Origin of the sequence: Citricoccus sp. SGAir0253, assembly GCF_005877055.1 — a bacterium.
In the GTDB taxonomy this organism is placed as follows: Bacteria; Actinomycetota; Actinomycetes; order Actinomycetales; family Micrococcaceae; genus Citricoccus.
Window position 1 is genome coordinate 961,615 of the sequence record NZ_CP039424.1, and the last position, 16,861, is coordinate 978,475.

The 16,861-nt window shown below is 65.8% G+C and carries 13 protein-coding genes; 12 read left to right on the plus strand and 1 reads right to left on the minus strand.

Features of this window, described 5'->3' with window-relative positions:
* Positions 1-16 precede the first annotated feature (16 nt).
* The 12 genes from E7744_RS04440 to E7744_RS04495 all read left to right on the plus strand — a co-directional run bounded on the left by E7744_RS04440 (position 17) and on the right by E7744_RS04495 (position 14,185).
* Positions 17-1,162: an acyltransferase gene (locus tag E7744_RS04440; protein WP_168199751.1), complete on the plus strand. Its 1,146-nt coding sequence runs from the start codon at positions 17-19 to the stop codon at positions 1,160-1,162.
* A complete protein-coding gene (locus E7744_RS04445; protein WP_168199752.1) occupies positions 1,146-2,693 on the plus strand; it encodes a right-handed parallel beta-helix repeat-containing protein in 1,548 nt (515 codons plus the stop codon). Before E7744_RS04440 ends, E7744_RS04445 begins: the two co-directional genes overlap by 17 nt.
* Before the next feature lie 62 nt (positions 2,694-2,755).
* Positions 2,756-4,093 (plus strand): nucleotide sugar dehydrogenase, encoded by a 1,338-nt coding sequence (locus E7744_RS04450; protein ID WP_137773091.1) that lies wholly within the window; start codon positions 2,756-2,758, stop codon positions 4,091-4,093.
* Positions 4,083-4,700 carry an acyltransferase gene (locus E7744_RS04455; RefSeq protein WP_210417157.1) on the plus strand — a complete coding sequence of 206 codons (618 nt, stop codon included), beginning with the start codon at positions 4,083-4,085 and terminating at the stop codon, positions 4,698-4,700. The genes E7744_RS04450 and E7744_RS04455 overlap by 11 nt, the downstream gene beginning before the upstream one ends.
* Complete coding sequence (locus E7744_RS04460) at positions 4,690-5,814, plus strand: DegT/DnrJ/EryC1/StrS aminotransferase family protein (protein ID WP_137774835.1); 1,125 nt, start codon at positions 4,690-4,692, stop codon at positions 5,812-5,814. Before E7744_RS04455 ends, E7744_RS04460 begins: the two co-directional genes overlap by 11 nt.
* Entirely contained in the window at positions 5,811-6,794 is a 984-nt protein-coding gene (locus E7744_RS04465; RefSeq protein WP_137773093.1) for a Gfo/Idh/MocA family protein, read from the plus strand. The genes E7744_RS04460 and E7744_RS04465 overlap by 4 nt, the downstream gene beginning before the upstream one ends.
* A gap of 127 nt (positions 6,795-6,921) precedes the next feature.
* Entirely contained in the window at positions 6,922-9,042 is a 2,121-nt protein-coding gene (gene glgX, locus E7744_RS04470; RefSeq protein WP_137773094.1) for a glycogen debranching protein GlgX, read from the plus strand.
* A 17-nt stretch (positions 9,043-9,059) separates the two neighbouring features.
* Entirely contained in the window at positions 9,060-9,740 is a 681-nt protein-coding gene (locus E7744_RS04475) for a hypothetical protein (protein ID WP_137773095.1), read from the plus strand.
* An 87-nt stretch (positions 9,741-9,827) separates the two neighbouring features.
* Positions 9,828-10,826 (plus strand): dTDP-glucose 4,6-dehydratase, encoded by a 999-nt coding sequence (gene rfbB / locus E7744_RS04480; protein ID WP_137773096.1) that lies wholly within the window; start codon positions 9,828-9,830, stop codon positions 10,824-10,826.
* The gene (locus E7744_RS04485) at positions 10,826-12,280 is read left to right on the plus strand and encodes a bifunctional dTDP-4-dehydrorhamnose 3,5-epimerase family protein/NAD(P)-dependent oxidoreductase (RefSeq protein ID WP_137773097.1); all 1,455 of its coding nucleotides are present in this window, start codon (positions 10,826-10,828) and stop codon (positions 12,278-12,280) included. The genes rfbB and E7744_RS04485 overlap by 1 nt, the downstream gene beginning before the upstream one ends.
* 41 nt (positions 12,281-12,321) lie before the next feature.
* Entirely contained in the window at positions 12,322-12,672 is a 351-nt protein-coding gene (locus tag E7744_RS04490) for a holo-ACP synthase (protein ID WP_137773098.1), read from the plus strand.
* Positions 12,673-12,697: 25 nt separating this feature from the next.
* Complete coding sequence (locus E7744_RS04495; protein ID WP_168199753.1) at positions 12,698-14,185, plus strand: NAD(P)H-hydrate dehydratase; 1,488 nt, start codon at positions 12,698-12,700, stop codon at positions 14,183-14,185.
* A 765-nt stretch (positions 14,186-14,950) separates the two neighbouring features.
* Here the strand turns inward: E7744_RS04495 and E7744_RS04500 are convergent.
* Positions 14,951-16,693 carry a right-handed parallel beta-helix repeat-containing protein gene (locus E7744_RS04500; RefSeq protein WP_137773100.1) on the minus strand — a complete coding sequence of 581 codons (1,743 nt, stop codon included), beginning with the start codon at positions 16,691-16,693 and terminating at the stop codon, positions 14,951-14,953.
* Positions 16,694-16,861: the final 168 nt, after the last annotated feature.

Genomic DNA, 16,861 nt, shown 5'->3' on the forward strand with positions numbered 1-16,861 from the left:
GATGACATTTGCGCCGATGAGTCGGGACAACGCCTTTGATTTCCTCCGATTATTGGCGTCCTTAATGGTGCTGATCCACCATAGCGTCATCCACTTAGATGCCCAGTTCCTGTGGCATTCCGCCACTGCGGGACCGTGGTTCCACGGCGGTGTGTCCCTCTTCTTCGTTCTCAGTGGATACTTGGTCGTCCGATCGGCGGAGCGGTGTCTCGAAGATCACCGCCCATGGTGGGAGTTCTACCGGAACCGGGCACTACGGATCCTCCCGGCCATTTATGCGTACGGCATCGTATCCATTGTCTTGTTGCTGATCTTGGGCGTCATCGACCTCGGATGGTTTGCCTCACTGGAGTCCTGGGCCTTCGTCCTGAGCTACATGTTCCTCATTCCGGTCTTCAATCCCGAGGCTCTCGGGTCCTTCGGGATCGGTGTCATCAATGGGAGCCTGTGGACAATTCCCGTCGAGGTGAGCTTCTACGTCGTGGTTCCGTTGGTGGTGATCGCGGCGCGGAGATGGGGGTGGCGCGTGGCCATGGTCGCTGTGACAGTCTTGTCCGTTGCCGGTGTCGTCATCTATGGCATTACGGACGGGCCAGCCGCGGAATCCCTCCTTCTCAAAGTCTTTGGCGTAACTTTCATTCCCTTTTTATGGTTTTTTGCAATTGGAATAGTGTGGTCTCGAGCTTGGCACAAGGTCGTGAAATCCGCCTGGCTGGCACTCGCTTCATTGATGGCGTATTTTGCCATCATCAATGTTCCCCATGGCGGAGGCGAAGGGATGGACTCCGTTCTCACGGCCGTGGCGGCAGTCCCCTTGTCCTATGCAGCGCTGTGGTTCGGCCACAACGCGCCGAGGTTCTTCGTGCGGCTGCCCAGAAAGGTCGGCGATCTAAGCTTCGGGACCTATATCTGGCACATGTTCGTGGTCAACGTGATGGTGCAAGCGGGGGCGCGGGACTGGCCGATCAACGGCACCGTCCTTGTGTGTTTGGTGCTCGCTGTCTCCATGGTTTTGGCGGCAATGTCATGGTGGCTGGTCGAGAAGCCCGCCCTGCGCCTGAAGCACTACTCCATCGCGGGCGCGTCCCTATCCTTCGGGGCGGCTCGACGCCCTGCGGATGAGATCGTCAAGGATCAAGGTCGCAGTGCCCGCAGATTCTGAACGGCAGCACCTGCTGCGTCGCCGGTCGATGCTCAAGTCTGCTGCCATCCCACTCGGCGCGGGACTCATCGGCGGTGGAGTGGGCTTCAGCATGTCGGAATTGGGACGCCCTGAGGAGGCAGATCCTCGCGTTGCACCGGAAGGTCTCAAGCGCTTCTCGACGAGCGGCACGGACAGACCGGAGCGGTTTCAGGATTTCCTGGATTCCCTCGCCGATGGTGATTCGGCTGTAGTTGACGGGTCGTTCTCCATCCGTTCTGCCACCATTCGGGCTAATTCTGTCCGCATTGGCTTTGGCCCCGGGGCGAAGCTTGTCCTAGAGGAACCATTCGAGGACGGCGTGGTGATCGAAGGGGACCGCGTTTCACTGTTCGGCGGCAGTATTGAGGGGCCGGGGGCGTGGAATGGCGTCAATACGCCATGGACACATGCCATGGTTCATGTGAAGGGTGAAAGCTTCACCGCCCAAGGGATGACGCTGCTCAAAGTGCCCAAGGTAGGGTTTGGCATCCGAGGCAATGGCGGGGGGATCCGCGACTGCGTCATAGTTGGGGGATATCCGGAGCGGTCTTGGACGGGTGTGGAAACCGGTCACTTCGGTATCGTTTTCGATCCCTCGACCGGTTCATCTCGCAGCACCGCGGGCTCGGTCCACGGCACTAGCATCGCCAGTTGTGTCCAGGGCATCAGCATCGCAAATCACGGCCCCGGCGTGGGCGGATCATATTCGATGGTCCAGAACAGTTTCGAAGACTGCCACAACCACGGAGTGTATGCGCAAAGCGGTCTAGGAAACGTGGTGGCCAATAACTCGTTCATAGGCTGTCAGGTTCCCATAGTCGCTTCGGGAGAGGGTCACGTGATATCGAATAACTCCCTGCGGGCTAAAATGGATGGAACCACTCGGGACCTCACGGGAATAAATGTGCGCGATGCGAGAAATTGCGTTGTTGCCAACAATGTTATAAAGGGTCAAGTTTCCTCCTCAAGCGTCGCAGTGTCCTTGGATTCGATCAATGAAACGGCGATAGTTGGGAATATCATTCATGGAAATGTAATCTCCGTTCAGGGTGAAGGGCGACCTGTAATTCGAGTAGGTCAGAATTCCACGGAGTGCAGCTTTAACAAGGTCGAGGGAAACGTTATCTCGGGTGGGGGGCAGGCGGGTCAGGCCGTGGTGGTCGTGACGGTGGCGAGTGAGTCGACCGGTGGGCGCTTCAACGAAGTTACCTCTAACACCATTCGTACAGTTACGTCGACTGCGGGAATACTCCTCGAGCGGCAGGTCAGCGGGACCGTGCGGCACAACACTGTGATTGCTGATTCGCAGCGCCCTATGCCGGAACAAAAAGCTGTAATCGTCCGCGATTCCTCCAGGGTCTTGGTGAAAGACAACGTCTGGAGAACTTCTGGCGACGGAGACATGACAGAGCCGTTCGTGGAAGTGAATAGTGCGGGGAATTTCCTCGCAGGGAATATGAAGGAAGGTCCTCGGGGTCTTGAGGAAATCGCAAGATCCCCCAGGACTTAGCATTGGTTTGGTCGTCGCTAGCGCTAATGGGTGGAGCGTCAAACGTTGAGGGAGGGCACTCTGTGAAAGTTGCTGTCGTTGCTTTGGGGAAGATTGGACTGCCGCTGGCTGTGCAGTTCGCATCAGCTGGTCATGAGGTCACTGGGGTCGATGTCAATGAGCGTCTCGTGGATGTGGTGAACACGGGACGGGAGCCTTTCCCGGGAGAGGCACGCCTGCAGGAAAAGCTCGCCCACGTTGTGAAGAATGGCAACCTGTGTGCGACGACACAGTATGCAGAGGCGATCCCGCAGGCCGACGCTGTGGTTCTCGTCGTGCCGCTCTTCGTCGACGAGGAGGCTCGACCAGACTTTGAATGGATGGATGTTGCCACGAAGGAACTGGCTAGGCATCTCACGTCCGGCACGCTCGTGTCCTACGAGACCACACTTCCCGTGGGCACCACGCGCAACCGGTGGAAACCGATGCTGGAGGAAGGATCGGGACTTAAGGAGGGCAAGGACTTCCATCTCGTCTTCTCGCCAGAACGAGTCCTGACGGGACGGGTCTTCGAGGACCTTCGCAAGTACCCGAAGCTGATCGGCGGGCTGAGCCAGGCGGGCGCCGACGCTGCCCGGGCGTTCTACGAGTCGGTCCTCGAGTTCGACGAGCGCGAAGACCTCGCGCGGCCCAACGGTGTCTGGGATCTCGGTTCCGCGGAGGCCTCCGAACTGGCCAAGCTCGCGGAGACCACCTACCGGGACGTGAACATCGGCCTGGCGAACCAGTTCGCCCGGTTCGCCGCCGAGCAGAACATCGACATCTACAAGGTCATCGAGGCCTCGAACTCGCAGCCCTACTCGCACATCCACCGTCCGGGAATCGCCGTGGGTGGGCACTGCATCCCGGTGTATCCCCGCCTCTACCTGTGGAATGACCCTGCCGCGACGATCGTGCGCTCCGCGCGCGAGGCCAATGCGGGGATGCCGGACTACACGGTCGGCCTGCTGGAGGGAGTCCATGGGGACCTCGAAGGTCAGCATGTCGTGGTGATGGGGGCTGCGTATCGAGGAGGCGTGAAGGAGACCGCCTTCTCCGGCGTCTTCGCCGCGGTGACGTCCTTGGAGTCCCGAGGTGCCAACGTGACCGTCCATGATCCGATGTACACGGACGAGGAGCTGGCCGGTTACGGCTTCGCTCCCTATGCGCGCGGCACGGGTCCCGTGGACGCGGCCGTGCTGCAGGCGGACCACGCCGAATACAAGGACTGGACGCCGGCCGACCTGCCGGGCATCCGAACGCTCATCGACGGCCGCAGCATCGTGGATGCCAGCGCCTGGGACGGCGTGATGGTCCGGACCATCGGCCGGCCGATGGACAAGGCCGCGGCGGGGGATTGGACCGGTGGCAGTGAGCGTTGAGGGCAGCGCCTTCGTGGCGGCCACGGCGGACGTGGCAGATGACGCCCGGATCCAGGACGGTGCGAAGATCTGGCACCTCGCCCAGGTCCGGGAGGGCGCCGACGTCGGGCCCCGGACCATCGTGGGACGAGGCGCCTACATCGGCACCGGAGTCCGCGTGGGAGCGGACAGCAAGATCCAGAACTACGCGCTGGTCTACGAGCCGGCCGAGATCGAGGACGGGGTCTTCATCGGCCCCGCAGTCGTCCTGACGAATGACACCTACCCTCGCGCGATCGCACCGGACGGTGCTCAGAAGTCCGCCGAGGACTGGGAGGCCGTCGGCGTGACCCTGCGGCGTGGGGCCTCGGTCGGCGCGCGCGCCGTCTGCGTCGCGCCGGTCACCATCGGGCGGTGGTCCATGATCGCGGCAGGCTCCGTGGTGACCAAGGACGTGCCCGACTACGCCCTCATGGCCGGCGTGCCGGCACGCCGGATCGGGTGGGTCGGGGAGGCCGGCCGGCGACTCGAGGCAGACGGCGTGGGCTGGGTGTGTCCGGAGAGCGGGCGACGCTATGTGGAGAACGACAACGGAGACCTGGAATCGGGGGATGAGCATGGCCTTTGAGGGAGCGACCATTCCGGTGGCGAAGCCACTGATCGGTGCGGAGGAACGTCAGGCGGTGGATCGGGTCATGTCGTCGGGCATGGTCGCGCAGGGTCCCGAGGTGGCGGCCTTCGAGCAGGAGTTCAGCGACGTCCTGGTTCCCGGGGTGCACAGCGTCGCCGTGAACTCGGGCACGTCGGCCCTGCACCTAGGGCTCCTGGCGGCCGGTATCGGCGCCGGCGATGAGGTGATCGTCCCGGCCTTCACCTTCGCGGCGACGGCCAACTCCGTGGCCCTCACCGGGGCGACCCCGGTCTTCGCCGACATCGATCCCGCCACCTTCTGCCTCGATCCCGCGGCGGCCGCGGCGGCGGTCACCGCGAACACCCGGGCCATCATGCCCGTCCACCTCTACGGACAGGCGGCGGACATGACCGCCTTCTCCCGGCTCGCCGCGGAGAAGGGCCTGCTGATCCTCGAGGATGCGGCCCAGGCGCATGCGTCCACGTGGGAGGGGAGGCGGGTCGGGACGTTCGGGTCCTTCGCCGCCTTCAGCCTCTACCCGACGAAGAACATGACCTCGGGTGAGGGCGGCATGGTCACCACCGGCGACGAGGAGCTTGCCCGGTCCATCCGCGTCCTGCGGAACCAGGGCATGGAGAAGCAGTACCGCAACGAGGTCGTGGGCCTGAACAATCGCATGACGGACATCCATGCCGCCATCGGTCGGGTCCAGCTGACCAAGGTGCTCGACTGGACGGCTCGTCGGCAGGCCAACGCGGCGGTTCTCGACGAGGCGCTGTCGTCCGTCCACGGCGTGGCGACCCCGGTGGTCGACTCGCGCGCGGGGCACGTCTACCACCAGTACACGATCAGGCTGGACGGTGCCTCCACCGAGGACCGTGACTCCTTCGTCGCGGCACTGAGGGATGAGCACGGGGTGGGGGCCGGCGTGTACTACCCCGTTCCCGTGAACCGCCTGGACTCGTTCGCGGTGGAGGCGGACCTGCCGCACACGGAACGAGCGGCCCGTGAGGTCGTCTCGCTTCCCGTTCACCCCTCGCTCGAGGCGGTTGACCTGGAGCGCATCGCCACCGCCGTCGCGGTTGTGGCCTCCGCGGGGGTGACCGCATGATGCGGGTGGGATTGATCGGCCTGGGCATGATGGGGCGCCACCACGCCCGGGTGCTCCAGCACCTGGACGGCGTCGAACTGGCGGCGGTCTCCGATCCCGGAGGCGACGTCCACGGCGCGGCTCCCGGGGTCCCCTTGTACCCGGACGTCGCGGGACTCATCGGGCACGGCGTGGACGCCGCTGTCTGCGCCGTGCCGACGGCCCTGCACGAGCCGGTGGGGATGCAGCTGGCGGAGGCGGGCATCCACGCCTTCATCGAGAAGCCGATCGCCGCGGACGTGGCCTCGGGACAGCGCCTCGTCGACGCCTTCGCGTCCCGCGGCCTGGTCGGTGCCGTGGGCCACATCGAGCGTTTCAACCCCGCCCTCCAGGAACTCAAGCGCCGACTGGATGCGGGGGATCTGGGCAAGATCCACCAGATCGCGACGCGTCGCCAGGGCCCCTTCCCGGGACGCATCACGGACGTGGGGGTGGCCCGGGACCTGGGTACCCATGACCTCGACCTGACCATGTGGCTCGGCGGCGATCGATTCGCGGAGATCGACTCGCAGTCCGCGATCCTGGTCCGGGACGGGCGGGAGGACCTCATCGCGATCACCGGTCGTCTCCGGAACGATGTCATCACCAATCACCTCGTCAACTGGCTGTCCCCGATGAAGGAGCGGGTCACCACGGTCACCGGTGAGGCCGGGGCCTTCGTCGCCGACACCCTGACGGCGGACCTGACCTTCTATGAGAACGGCAGCGTCGAGACCGAGTGGGAGGCGCTCGCCAACTTCCGGGGGGTGAAGGAGGGGAACATCACGCGCTTCGCCTTCCCGAAGCCCGAACCGCTCAAGACCGAGCTCGAGGCCTTCCGGGATGCGATCCGCAGCGGCGCGCCGGGGATCGTGACGCTCGAGGACGGGCTCCACACCTTGCGTGCCGCCGAGGCCGTGATCAACGGCCCCTCGGTCTCCGGCTCGTTCAACGGCGACTGACGCCGACTCGGCGCCTAGGCCGCCACCTCCAGCCGGGGGTGGCGGCCTGTTGCGTCCCGGGTCGTCGATGGCTCGCGCTCGAGTCGAACTAGGATGTCACGGGAGTATCGACTAGCCAGGGAGACACATGTTCGAGACAGCCGCCGGCGAGCCGTACCCCTTGGGCGCCACGCCCGACGAGGACGGGACGAACTTCGCGGTCTCCGTGGGGCAGGACGCCGAGAAGGTCGTCCTCTGCCTCATCGACGACCAGGGTGAGGAGACCTGCCTCGAGCTGACGGAGCACTCCGGCAACACGTGGCACGTCCACGTGGCCGGAGTCGGCCACGGCCAGATGTACGGTTACCGCGTCCATGGCCCGTGGGACCCGGCCGCCGGCCTGCGGTTCAATGCGGCCAAGATCCTCATCGACCCCTACGCCAAGGCCATCACCGGGGACTTCAACTGGGGCCAGCACCAGTTCTCCTACGACTTCGAGAACAACGACGAGATCGACACCACCGACTCGCTGGGCCACACCATGCTCGGCATCGTCATCGACGACTCCTTCGACTGGGGCGAGGACGAGCGGCCGGGCATCCCGTTCAACGAGACGGTGATCTACGAGACCCACGTCAAGGGCATGACCCAGCTCCACCCGGACGTTCCGGAGGAACAGCGCGGGACCTACGCCGGCCTCGCGCACCCGAAGGTCATCGAGCACCTGACCCGGCTCGGCGTCACCGCGGTGGAACTCATGCCGGTGCACCAGTTCACCAACGACTCGTACCTGCAGGACAAGGGCCTGTCCAACTACTGGGGCTACAACACCCTGGGGTACTTCGCGCCGCAGAACACCTACTCCTCCGGCGGGGACCACGGTCAGCAGGTCGCCGAGTTCAAGCAGATGGTCAAGGACCTCCACGCCGCCGGACTGGAGGTCATCCTGGACGTGGTCTACAACCACACGTCCGAGGGCAACCACATGGGGCCCACCCTGTCCTTCCGCGGCCTGGACAACAAGAGCTACTACCACCTGGTCGAGGGCGACGAGCGCCACTACATGGACTACACGGGGACCGGCAACTCCCTGAACCTGTCCAACCCGATGGTTCTGCAGATGGTCATGGACTCCCTCCGCTACTGGGTGGAGGAGATGCACGTGGACGGGTTCCGCTTCGACCTGGCCACCACGCTGACCCGGACCGAGGGGGAGCAGGGGCCGGACATGATGTCCGGTTTCTTCCAGGTCGTCCGGCAGGACCCGGTGCTCCGCCAGGTCAAGCTCATCGCCGAGCCCTGGGACGTCGGCTGGGCCGGCTACCAGGTGGGCAACTTCCCGGGCCTGTGGAGCGAGTGGAACGGCAAGTACCGGGACTCCGTGCGGGACTTCTGGCGCGGGGAGCCGGGCACCCTGGCCGAGTTCGCCACCCGGATCACGGGCTCCGCGGACCTCTACGAGGACGACAACCGCACCCCCCGCGCCTCGGTCAACTTCGTCACCGCCCACGACGGCTTCACCTTGCGGGACCTCGTGTCCTACAACGAGAAGCACAACGAGGCCAACGGCGAGGACAACAACGACGGCGAGTCGCACAACCGCTCGTGGAACTGCGGCGAGGAGGGGCCGACCGAGGACCCCGCGGTCAACAGGCTGCGGTCCCAGCAGCAGCGCAACTTCCTGACCACGCTGATGATGAGCCAGGGCGTGCCCATGATCTGCCACGGCGACGAGCTCGGGCGCACGCAGCGGGGCAACAACAACGTCTACTGCCAGGACAACGAGTTGTCCTGGGTCCACTGGGACGAGGCGGACGAGGACCTCATCGACTTCACCTCCTCGGTCATCAGGATGCGCCGCGATCACCCGGTGTTCCGGCGGCGCCAGTTCTTCGACGGCCGGCCGATGTCCCGGGAGAACCCGGACGAGTTGCCGGACATCGTGTGGCTGGAGCCGGACGCGACGCCGAAGGACGAGACGGACTGGGAGTCCTACCACGCCCGGTCCATCGCCGCCTTCCTCAACGGCCACCGCCTGCCGCCGTCCACCCGGCCCGACGGACAGGACACCGACCACGACTTCTACGTCCTGTTCAACGCCTACTGGGAGCCGGTGGAGTACACCCTGCCCGGGGAGCCCTTCCCCGGGTCCTGGGAGCTCGTGGTGGACACCGCCCAGGCGTCCACCGACGTCGCCACCTTCAGCGCGGGGGACAAGGTGACCGTGCCGAACCGCGGCATCGTCATCCTCCAGTCCGCGGACCGCTGACGCCGGAGGGGCCCGGCATGACCGTGGAACGGGGGATGCCCGACGGCGGCCCGGACCGGACGGCGGAGGACCCGACCCGCCGCGGGGGCCGGCTGCACCGGTCCACGCGGCGCCACCGGTGGCGCCGCTGGGTCCTGCGCGGCGTCGGGCTGGTGGTGGTGGGCCTGCTGGCCCTCGGCGCAGTGCTGGCCTGGTTGACCGTCAACCCGCGGGTCGACTCGGCAGACCACGTCGACGCCCTCCTGGTGCTCTCGACGCAGGCCGGGGCGCAGGAGGAGGCACATCGCCTCGCGCAGCAGGGCGTCACGGACTTGCTCATCGTCTCGGTGCCCGTGGGGGCCTACGACTGGCTGTGCAGCAACGCCCCGCAGGGCACCGAGGCGGTCTGCTTCTCCCCGGACCCGGCGACCACCCAGGGGGAGGCCATGGGCGGGACCGCCATCGCCCGGGAGCATGGGGCTGGGAGCCTCGGCGCGCTGACCTTCGACCACCACGTCGAGCGATCCAGGCTGCTCGTGGAGCGGTGCTGGGACGGACCCGTGCACATGTACGAGTTCCAGCCGGTCCGCGGCAAGCGGGGGTACCTGTACGACTTCGTCTACGCCATGGCCGCCTACGGGAAGGTGTTCCTCACGCCGGGCTGCGACACCCCGCCGCCCCAGTGGCTGCAGTCGCCGATCGAGCGCGTCAAGCGCTGACGCCGCCATAAGGGCCGCGCTCGCGTACGTACCGATGGGGTAGGGGACACGGATCCGGGGCGGTGCGGCCGTGGCTACCGTGGCGGCGTGAGCACCCTCTTGGTCACCGGCGGCGCCGGCTTCATCGGATCGAACTTCGTGCACCTCCTCGTGGAGCGCACCGAGCACCGCGTGGTCGTCCTGGACAAGCTGACCTATGCCGGCAGCTACGCGTCCCTGGCGGACCTGCCGCCGGATCGCGTCTGCTTCGTGCGGGGGGACATCTGCGACGCGTCGCTCGTCAACGACCTCGTGGCCGTGGCGGATGCCATCGTGCACTTCGCCGCGGAGTCCCACAATGACAACTCGCTGGCCAATCCGCGGCCGTTCGTCGAGACCAACATCGTGGGGACGTACACCCTGCTGGAGGCGGCGCGGAAGCATGGCACCCGATTCCACCACGTCTCCACGGACGAGGTCTACGGGGACCTCGAGCTAGACGATCCGGAGCGCTTCACCGAGACGACGCCGTACCACCCCTCGAGCCCGTACTCCTCCACGAAGGCGGGATCCGACCTCCTCGTGCGCGCGTGGGTGCGGTCCTTCGGCCTGCGGGCCACGATCTCCAACTGTTCCAACAACTATGGGCCGTACCAGCACGTGGAGAAGTTCATCCCGCGCCAGATCACCAACGTCATCGACGGCGTGCGCCCCCGGCTCTATGGCCGCGGGCTCAACGTCCGGGACTGGATCCATACCGAGGACCACTCCGCTGCCGTGCTGACCATCCTGGAGCGCGGTGCGGTGGGGGAGACCTACCTCATCGGCGCGGACGGGGAGCGGAGCAACCGGGACGTGGTCCGGACCATCCTGGAGATCATGGGCGAGCCGGCCGATGCCTACGAGCACGTGGCCGACCGCCCCGGCCACGACCTGCGCTATGCCATCGACTCCACCAAGCTGCGCACCGAGCTCGGCTGGGCGCCGCAATACCCCGACTTCCGGGCAGGCCTGGAGGCCACCGTGCGCTGGTACCGCGATAATGAGCCGTGGTGGCGACCGCAGAAGGCGGCCGCCGAGGCCAAGTACGCCAGGACGGGACACTGATGGCAGAAGCAGCGGCGGAGACGTCACCCCTGAAGTACGCGAAACCGCTGGCCGCCCACGCCACGCCCATCCCGGGGCTCACGCTCTTCGACCTGCCCGTCCACGGGGACAACCGGGGCTGGTTCAAGGAGAACTGGCAGCGGCAGAAGATGACCGAGCTGGGCCTGCCGGACTTCGGCCCGGTGCAGAACAACATCTCCTTCAACGCCGCCCGGGGCACCACGCGCGGCTTCCACGCCGAGCCCTGGGACAAGTACATCTCCGTGGCCACCGGCTCCGTCTTCGGCGCGTGGGTGGACCTGCGGGCAGGCAGCACCTTCGGCCGGGTGTTCACGGCGGTCATCGACCCGTCCGTCGCGATCTTCGTCCCCCGCGGCGTGGGCAACGCCTTCCAGAGCCTGGAGGAGGACACGGCCTACACCTACCTCGTCAACGACCACTGGTCGGCCGAGGCACAGGCCAAGTCCACGTTCCTCAACCTCGCGGACGAGACCGTGGCCATCGACTGGCCCATCGCCCTGGAGGAGGCGGAGGTCTCCGCCAAGGACCGCACCCACCCCCGGCTGCCCGCGGTGACCCCCATGGCTCCGGCGTCCACCCTGATCCTGGGATCCACCGGCCAGCTCGGCCGGGAACTGGCCCGCCGGCTCGCCGACCGGCCGGGGGTCGAGCTGCTCGGACGGGACCGCTTCGACCTGGCCGACCCGGCCGCCGTCGGCTCCATCGACTGGACCGGCGTCACCACCGTGGTGAACGCCGCCGCCTACACCGCCGTGGACGAGGCGGAGACGCCCGAGGGCGCCCGGGCGGCCTGGGCGGCGAACGCCGAGGGCATCGCCCGCCTCGCCTCGGCGTGCGCCCAGCACAACGTGACCCTCTTCCACGTCTCCACCGACTACGTCTTCGACGGCACGAAGGACGCGCCGTACACGGAGGCGGATGCCCTGTGCCCGGTCAACACGTACGGCACGTCCAAGGCCGCCGGTGACGTCGCCGTCGGGGTGGTGCCCAAGCACTACGTGCTCCGCACCTCCTGGGTGGTCGGGGAGGGGAAGAATTTCGTGCGCACCATGCGCTCCCTGGCCGAGCGCGGGGTGAGGCCCACCGTGGTGGACGACCAGGTCGGCCGGCTGACGTTCACGGAGGACCTGGTGGACGCCATCATCCACCTGCGCACCACGGGCGCCCCCTACGGCACCTACAACGTGACCAACGGCGGGCAGCCTGGATCGTGGGCGGACATCGCCCGGCGGGTCTTCGAGCACGCCGGACGGCCGGCGTCGGACGTTGCCGGCACGACCACGGGCGTGTACTTCGCCGGCACGGCGGCGGCCCCCCGGCCTCTCTACTCCGTCCTCGATCTCTCCAAGCTCGAGGCGACCGGATTCACGCCCCGGGACCAGTGGAAGGCACTCGATGCCTATCTCGAGGCGGGCGCCTCGGCAGGGGTCTAACGGCCGGCCGGTCCCGACGGGGCAGTGGCTAGGATGGCCAGATGATCATCGGCATCGGAGTGGACGTGGTCCAGGTCAGCCGCTTCCAGGAGCAGCTCGCCAAGGCCCCCGGGCTGCGCGAGCGACTGTTCACCCCGGCCGAGCGCCAGCTGAACCTGCGCTCCCTGGCCGCGCGCTTCGCCGCGAAGGAGGCCATCGCCAAGGCCCTCGGCGCGCCGGCTGGCATGAACTGGCAGCACTGCCAGATCGACGTGGACGCCGCCGGCGCCCCGCACGTGGTGGCCACCGGCACCGTGGCGGACGTGGCGGACGCCAAGGGCGTGAAGAGGTGGCACCTGTCCCTGAGCCATGATGGTGACGTGGCCACCGCCATGGTCGTGGCCGAGGGCTGATCCACAGCAGACCGGGAGAGGCGCCATGATCCATGCCTATACGGGCTCCGCCGTCCGGGCCGCGGAGAAGCCCCTGCTCGAGGCCGGACAGGGCGAGGAGTTGATGCGTCGTGCCGCGTGGGGGTTGGCGGCCGTGGTCCTGCGCGAGCTGCGCGCCCGCGGACCCGTCGCCGGATCCACCGTGGCCGCCCTCGTGGGCACCGGGAACAACGGCGGGGACGCCCTCTGGGCGCTGAGCTTCCTGCGGCGCCGGGGCGTGGATGCGGTGGCCGTGCCGATGGGGGAGAGAATGCACGAGGTCGGCCGCATCGCATTGCTGCGGGCCGGCGGCCGGGTGGCCGAGCGGGTTCCCCCGCGGACGACCCTGCTGATCGACGGGGTGTTGGGCACCGGCGCCCGCGGGGGATGGGACCCCCCGGCCATCCCCGAGGGCCTGGCAGTGGTCGCGTGTGACCTGCCCTCCGGCGTGGACGCGGACACGGGCCACGTGGCCCGGGGCGTCATCCCCGCGGACGTGACCGTCACCTTCGGCGCCCTCAAGACCGGCTTGCTCGTCGGCGCCGGGGCGCATGCCGCCGGCCGGGTGGAGCTCGTGGACATCGGACTGGGGCCGTACCTCGGCGAACCGGACGTCTCCTCCCTGCAGGCCGAGGAGGCGCTCGCCGTCTTCGGGCCGCCTGTCTGGAACGCCCACAAGTACAGCCGCGGCGTGCTGGGGGTGTGCGCCGGTTCCGAGCAGTACCCGGGTGCCGCAGTGCTCGTGTGCGCGGCGGCCGTGGCTTCCGGCCTGGGCATGGTGCAGTTCGCCGGTCCTGCCGCCGTGCGCGACCACGTCCTCTCCTCCTTGCCCGAAGTCGTCGTTGGTGAGGGAACCCAGGGCAAGGCCCGGGCGTGGGTCGCAGGTCCCGGGCTGGGATCGGGCGAGGATGCTGGGAAGCGGCTGTCCGAGGTTGTCGACACGTGCGTTGAAGGCTCCCTACCGCTCGTCCTGGACGCCTCCGCCCTGGACCTGGTCACCTTGGGAGACCTCAAGCGACTGAGGTCGGCCGGCTGCCCTGTCGTGGTGACTCCCCATCAGGGGGAACTTGTCCGCCTCACGGAGCGCCTGGTGAAGCCGTCTGCTGCACCTGGAAGTGCCGTCGCGCCTGCGCCCTTCGAGGAGGTCGCCCGGAAGGACCCCGTCGCAGCGGCCAGGTTTGCCGCTCGTTCACTGGACGCTCTCGTACTCTTGAAGGGGCCGACGACGGTATGCGCCTCGTCTGACGGCGCCGTCTTCGTCCAGAACGAGGGGGGTCCCGAATTGGCCACCGCCGGATCCGGTGACTGTCTCGCGGGACTCGTGGGGTCGGCGGTTGCGCGAGTTCGGCGGCCAGAGGTCACTCATGAATTGCGGCGCGTTGCCGCAGCCTCGTGGCTTCACGGTGAAGCAGGCAAGCGGGCAGTCGTTTCCGGACCTTTCGGTGCATCTTCCCTCATTGGTGCCGTTCGCAAGACCTTAGCGCTAGGACCTTAGTCGCGTGGATGATTTTTCTGACGCGTCTGAATTCGGCGTGCATTCTGAGAGAGCTTCGCGACTAACGGGGTCGCGGAACGTGCTGCGCGCTCACACCGATGCCGGGACACGAGCCTTTCCGTGGTGCCGCGTAATCGCTTGCCAACTTGTCTTCCTGAAATTTCTCCCTCCGCCCGGGGCGACCCTGCACCGACCCTTGGTCGGATGCCGTGACTATGGAGGGAGGAGACAGCTTGCCGACGAAGATCCAGGAGCAAACCGACCCGCTGGTGGCTTGGCTGGCATTGGGCGGACTCGATGAGTATCTCCACGCGAACCGTGGACCGCCAGTCCGTCGGAGAGTCGCTTTGCCTCATCAGGACCGCGATGCACGGGCGATGGAAGATAACCGCGCAACTGCCGCGCCCTTGTCTTCAGAGGCCGGGGACTCGGGTGTACCAGTTGATGGGTCAGCTTGGGACTGCGGGCCTGAGCGGATCCATGGAGCGTGCACACCACCGCGCTCCAGAGGGCTCTATAGCTGCGTAATCGGAGCACGATGGCTGGTACATCAGGGCGAGGGCAGGCCGCTTTGGAGTAGCGCCTCCTTCGCTAATTCCTGGGTGGTTGAGGGCATCGCCGCCTCATTGGATCGGTCACGAGGCCTGCGACAACGCGTTGCCCGAGTCGACGATAGGGATGTTCAAGCATCAAGCTATCCGAGACGTGCGCATTCGGGACTGTTGCGTAGCGTTGACGACGTCGAGCGAGTCTTGACCTGCTGCATCAAGTAATGGACCTATACACGGGCACCCACCCGCGTACGGCCCCGCTGGGCGAACGCACTTCAAGCTTGCCGATGAGTCGTCCAAGGGTATGAGCAGTTGCATAGTTGCCTACAATCTCCTCGCATACCGATGTTGACGAGGTGTTGGCTTTGACGGTCGCCGTGGACGAGGCGAGTCTCGTTTTGTCGTGCTTGACGATGTTGCTGATTACGTTATTCGTGCTCTTGATGTCTTCTTGTACGCCGCGTAGCGCGACCTTTATTCCGGCTGATGCCGGGTTGACGAGTTCATTGTCGGTGACGGCGGAACTGCTTACCCTGTCGAGGTAGATCTGAACCAGTGTGGTAAGGGATGAGGCGTTATACCCGTTAGAGACAAGATTTCCGCTGATTTTCGCGTTGATCTGATTAGCCACATAAATTCCGTGGTTTTTGTGGACCGCCGATACTCGATTGCCGACGACCATGTTGTCACTTCCCAGATAGGTTGAAGACGCGGTGGTCAGCAGGATAACTCCGGCAGATGCCTGTCCGCCCCCAACGCACAGGTTGCCTTCAATCACGTTGTCCGTGCATTCTCTCGCGCCGACTCCTACCCTGATGGCCGGCCGGCCGGAGCCTTTGAGGACGAGAACATTTCCCTTGATAATGTTCCGCGATACGACGGTTCCAGAGAGCGCGTCCAGTCCAATACCGCTGTTCGTTGCGGTCGAGTCTCCGAAGATGGTGTTGCCTTCCACGACGCATCCCACGGCGTCGCGAATGCTAAGACCTGTCATGTCGAAGCTTCCCCCCGTGCCTGTCGTATAGAGGGTGTTGCCGGAGATCACGTGGGCTGCGCCCGTGATCACCACGGGCACTTGGCATTTAGAGAACGCATTGCCGCTGATGACGTTTCCAACGCCACTCTGGGAGTAGATGCCGTGGTTGTAGCAGCCATAGAAACTGTTCCCAGTGATGGTGTATCCAGTGCCCCTCCCGGAACCATAGTTTGCTACTGAAAGTCCCTGGACGCACCCGCTGATGTGGTTGTTGGAGACGATGCCCGCGCCGCCCATGCCTTGCGCGGTGGGATCGAGTGCGATACCTAGGTGCGCGGTTTCCACGCCAGTCCACTGGGCGGCGGGGTAGTTGCCGACGATCCGGCAGTCGGTGATATTGACCGCGTCGGCTCGAACTCCGATGCCTACCTTATGGATGTTCTCCAGGGTGACACCCCGGATGGTGGCGTTATTGGCAGTAGTCTCCTTGACATGGACCATCGCGTAGGTCCAGGAAGTGTTTCTTCCGTTCCAAGCAGCGGGGCCTTTGATTTTGCCGCCCTCAATGGTGACATTTGCCGCGTTTATGGTGATGCCGTCGCTGCCGGCGTCGATTTTATTTAGGACTGCCCCGGGGGCAAGGCGCAGGCGGATGTTAGCTCGATTGATGGTGACGGTGGTGAAGTCCACAATGCCACGAATTTCGACATCCCGGCCTACTGGCAAATCATCGAGGAATGCCTGCAAAGCCACTGTTTGGTCCCCTTCAGTGGCCCTGTAAACGGCGGGCGTGACTTCCGCGCTGACCTCGTTCAAAGCAGACCGCGTCTTGGTGCGTTCGTCTTGGATCTTCGTGGCGATCTGCTCGTCGTCCACGTCGCCGGCGCTCGGCTGGAGATTCGCGCCCAGGGACGTGACGGCGGCGGCCATGGCGAAGAGCGCCGCCCGTCGGTTCGTCACCATGCCGTTGATGTTGACCATGGTTCTTCCTCATGCTCCGGTAGTCCAGAAGTGCCTTCTTGGCGAAGAACCTAGGAGCAATGGCAGCTTCGGAAACGCGAAAGCGATACTCGTCCACCTCTCACTCATTTGCCGCCTGACGTGGGACGTCCCTCATGAGTAGAGGTGGTGGGAATCTCCGGCGGACCA

What these genes read in the sequence shown, in the direction of transcription:
- E7744_RS04440 (WP_168199751.1), top strand. Translation starts at nt 17, where the DNA reads ATGAGTCGGGACAACGCCTTTGATTTCCTCCGATTATTGGCGTCCTTA.
- E7744_RS04460 (WP_137774835.1), top strand. Translation starts at nt 4,690, where the DNA reads ATGGCCTTTGAGGGAGCGACCATTCCGGTGGCGAAGCCACTGATCGGT.
- E7744_RS04465 (WP_137773093.1), top strand. Translation starts at nt 5,811, where the DNA reads ATGATGCGGGTGGGATTGATCGGCCTGGGCATGATGGGGCGCCACCAC.
- glgX (WP_137773094.1), top strand. Translation starts at nt 6,922, where the DNA reads ATGTTCGAGACAGCCGCCGGCGAGCCGTACCCCTTGGGCGCCACGCCC.
- E7744_RS04475 (WP_137773095.1), top strand. Translation starts at nt 9,060, where the DNA reads ATGACCGTGGAACGGGGGATGCCCGACGGCGGCCCGGACCGGACGGCG.
- E7744_RS04485 (WP_137773097.1), top strand. Translation starts at nt 10,826, where the DNA reads ATGGCAGAAGCAGCGGCGGAGACGTCACCCCTGAAGTACGCGAAACCG.
- E7744_RS04490 (WP_137773098.1), top strand. Translation starts at nt 12,322, where the DNA reads ATGATCATCGGCATCGGAGTGGACGTGGTCCAGGTCAGCCGCTTCCAG.
- E7744_RS04495 (WP_168199753.1), top strand. Translation starts at nt 12,698, where the DNA reads ATGATCCATGCCTATACGGGCTCCGCCGTCCGGGCCGCGGAGAAGCCC.
- E7744_RS04500 (WP_137773100.1), bottom strand. Translation starts at nt 16,693, where the DNA reads ATGGTCAACATCAACGGCATGGTGACGAACCGACGGGCGGCGCTCTTC.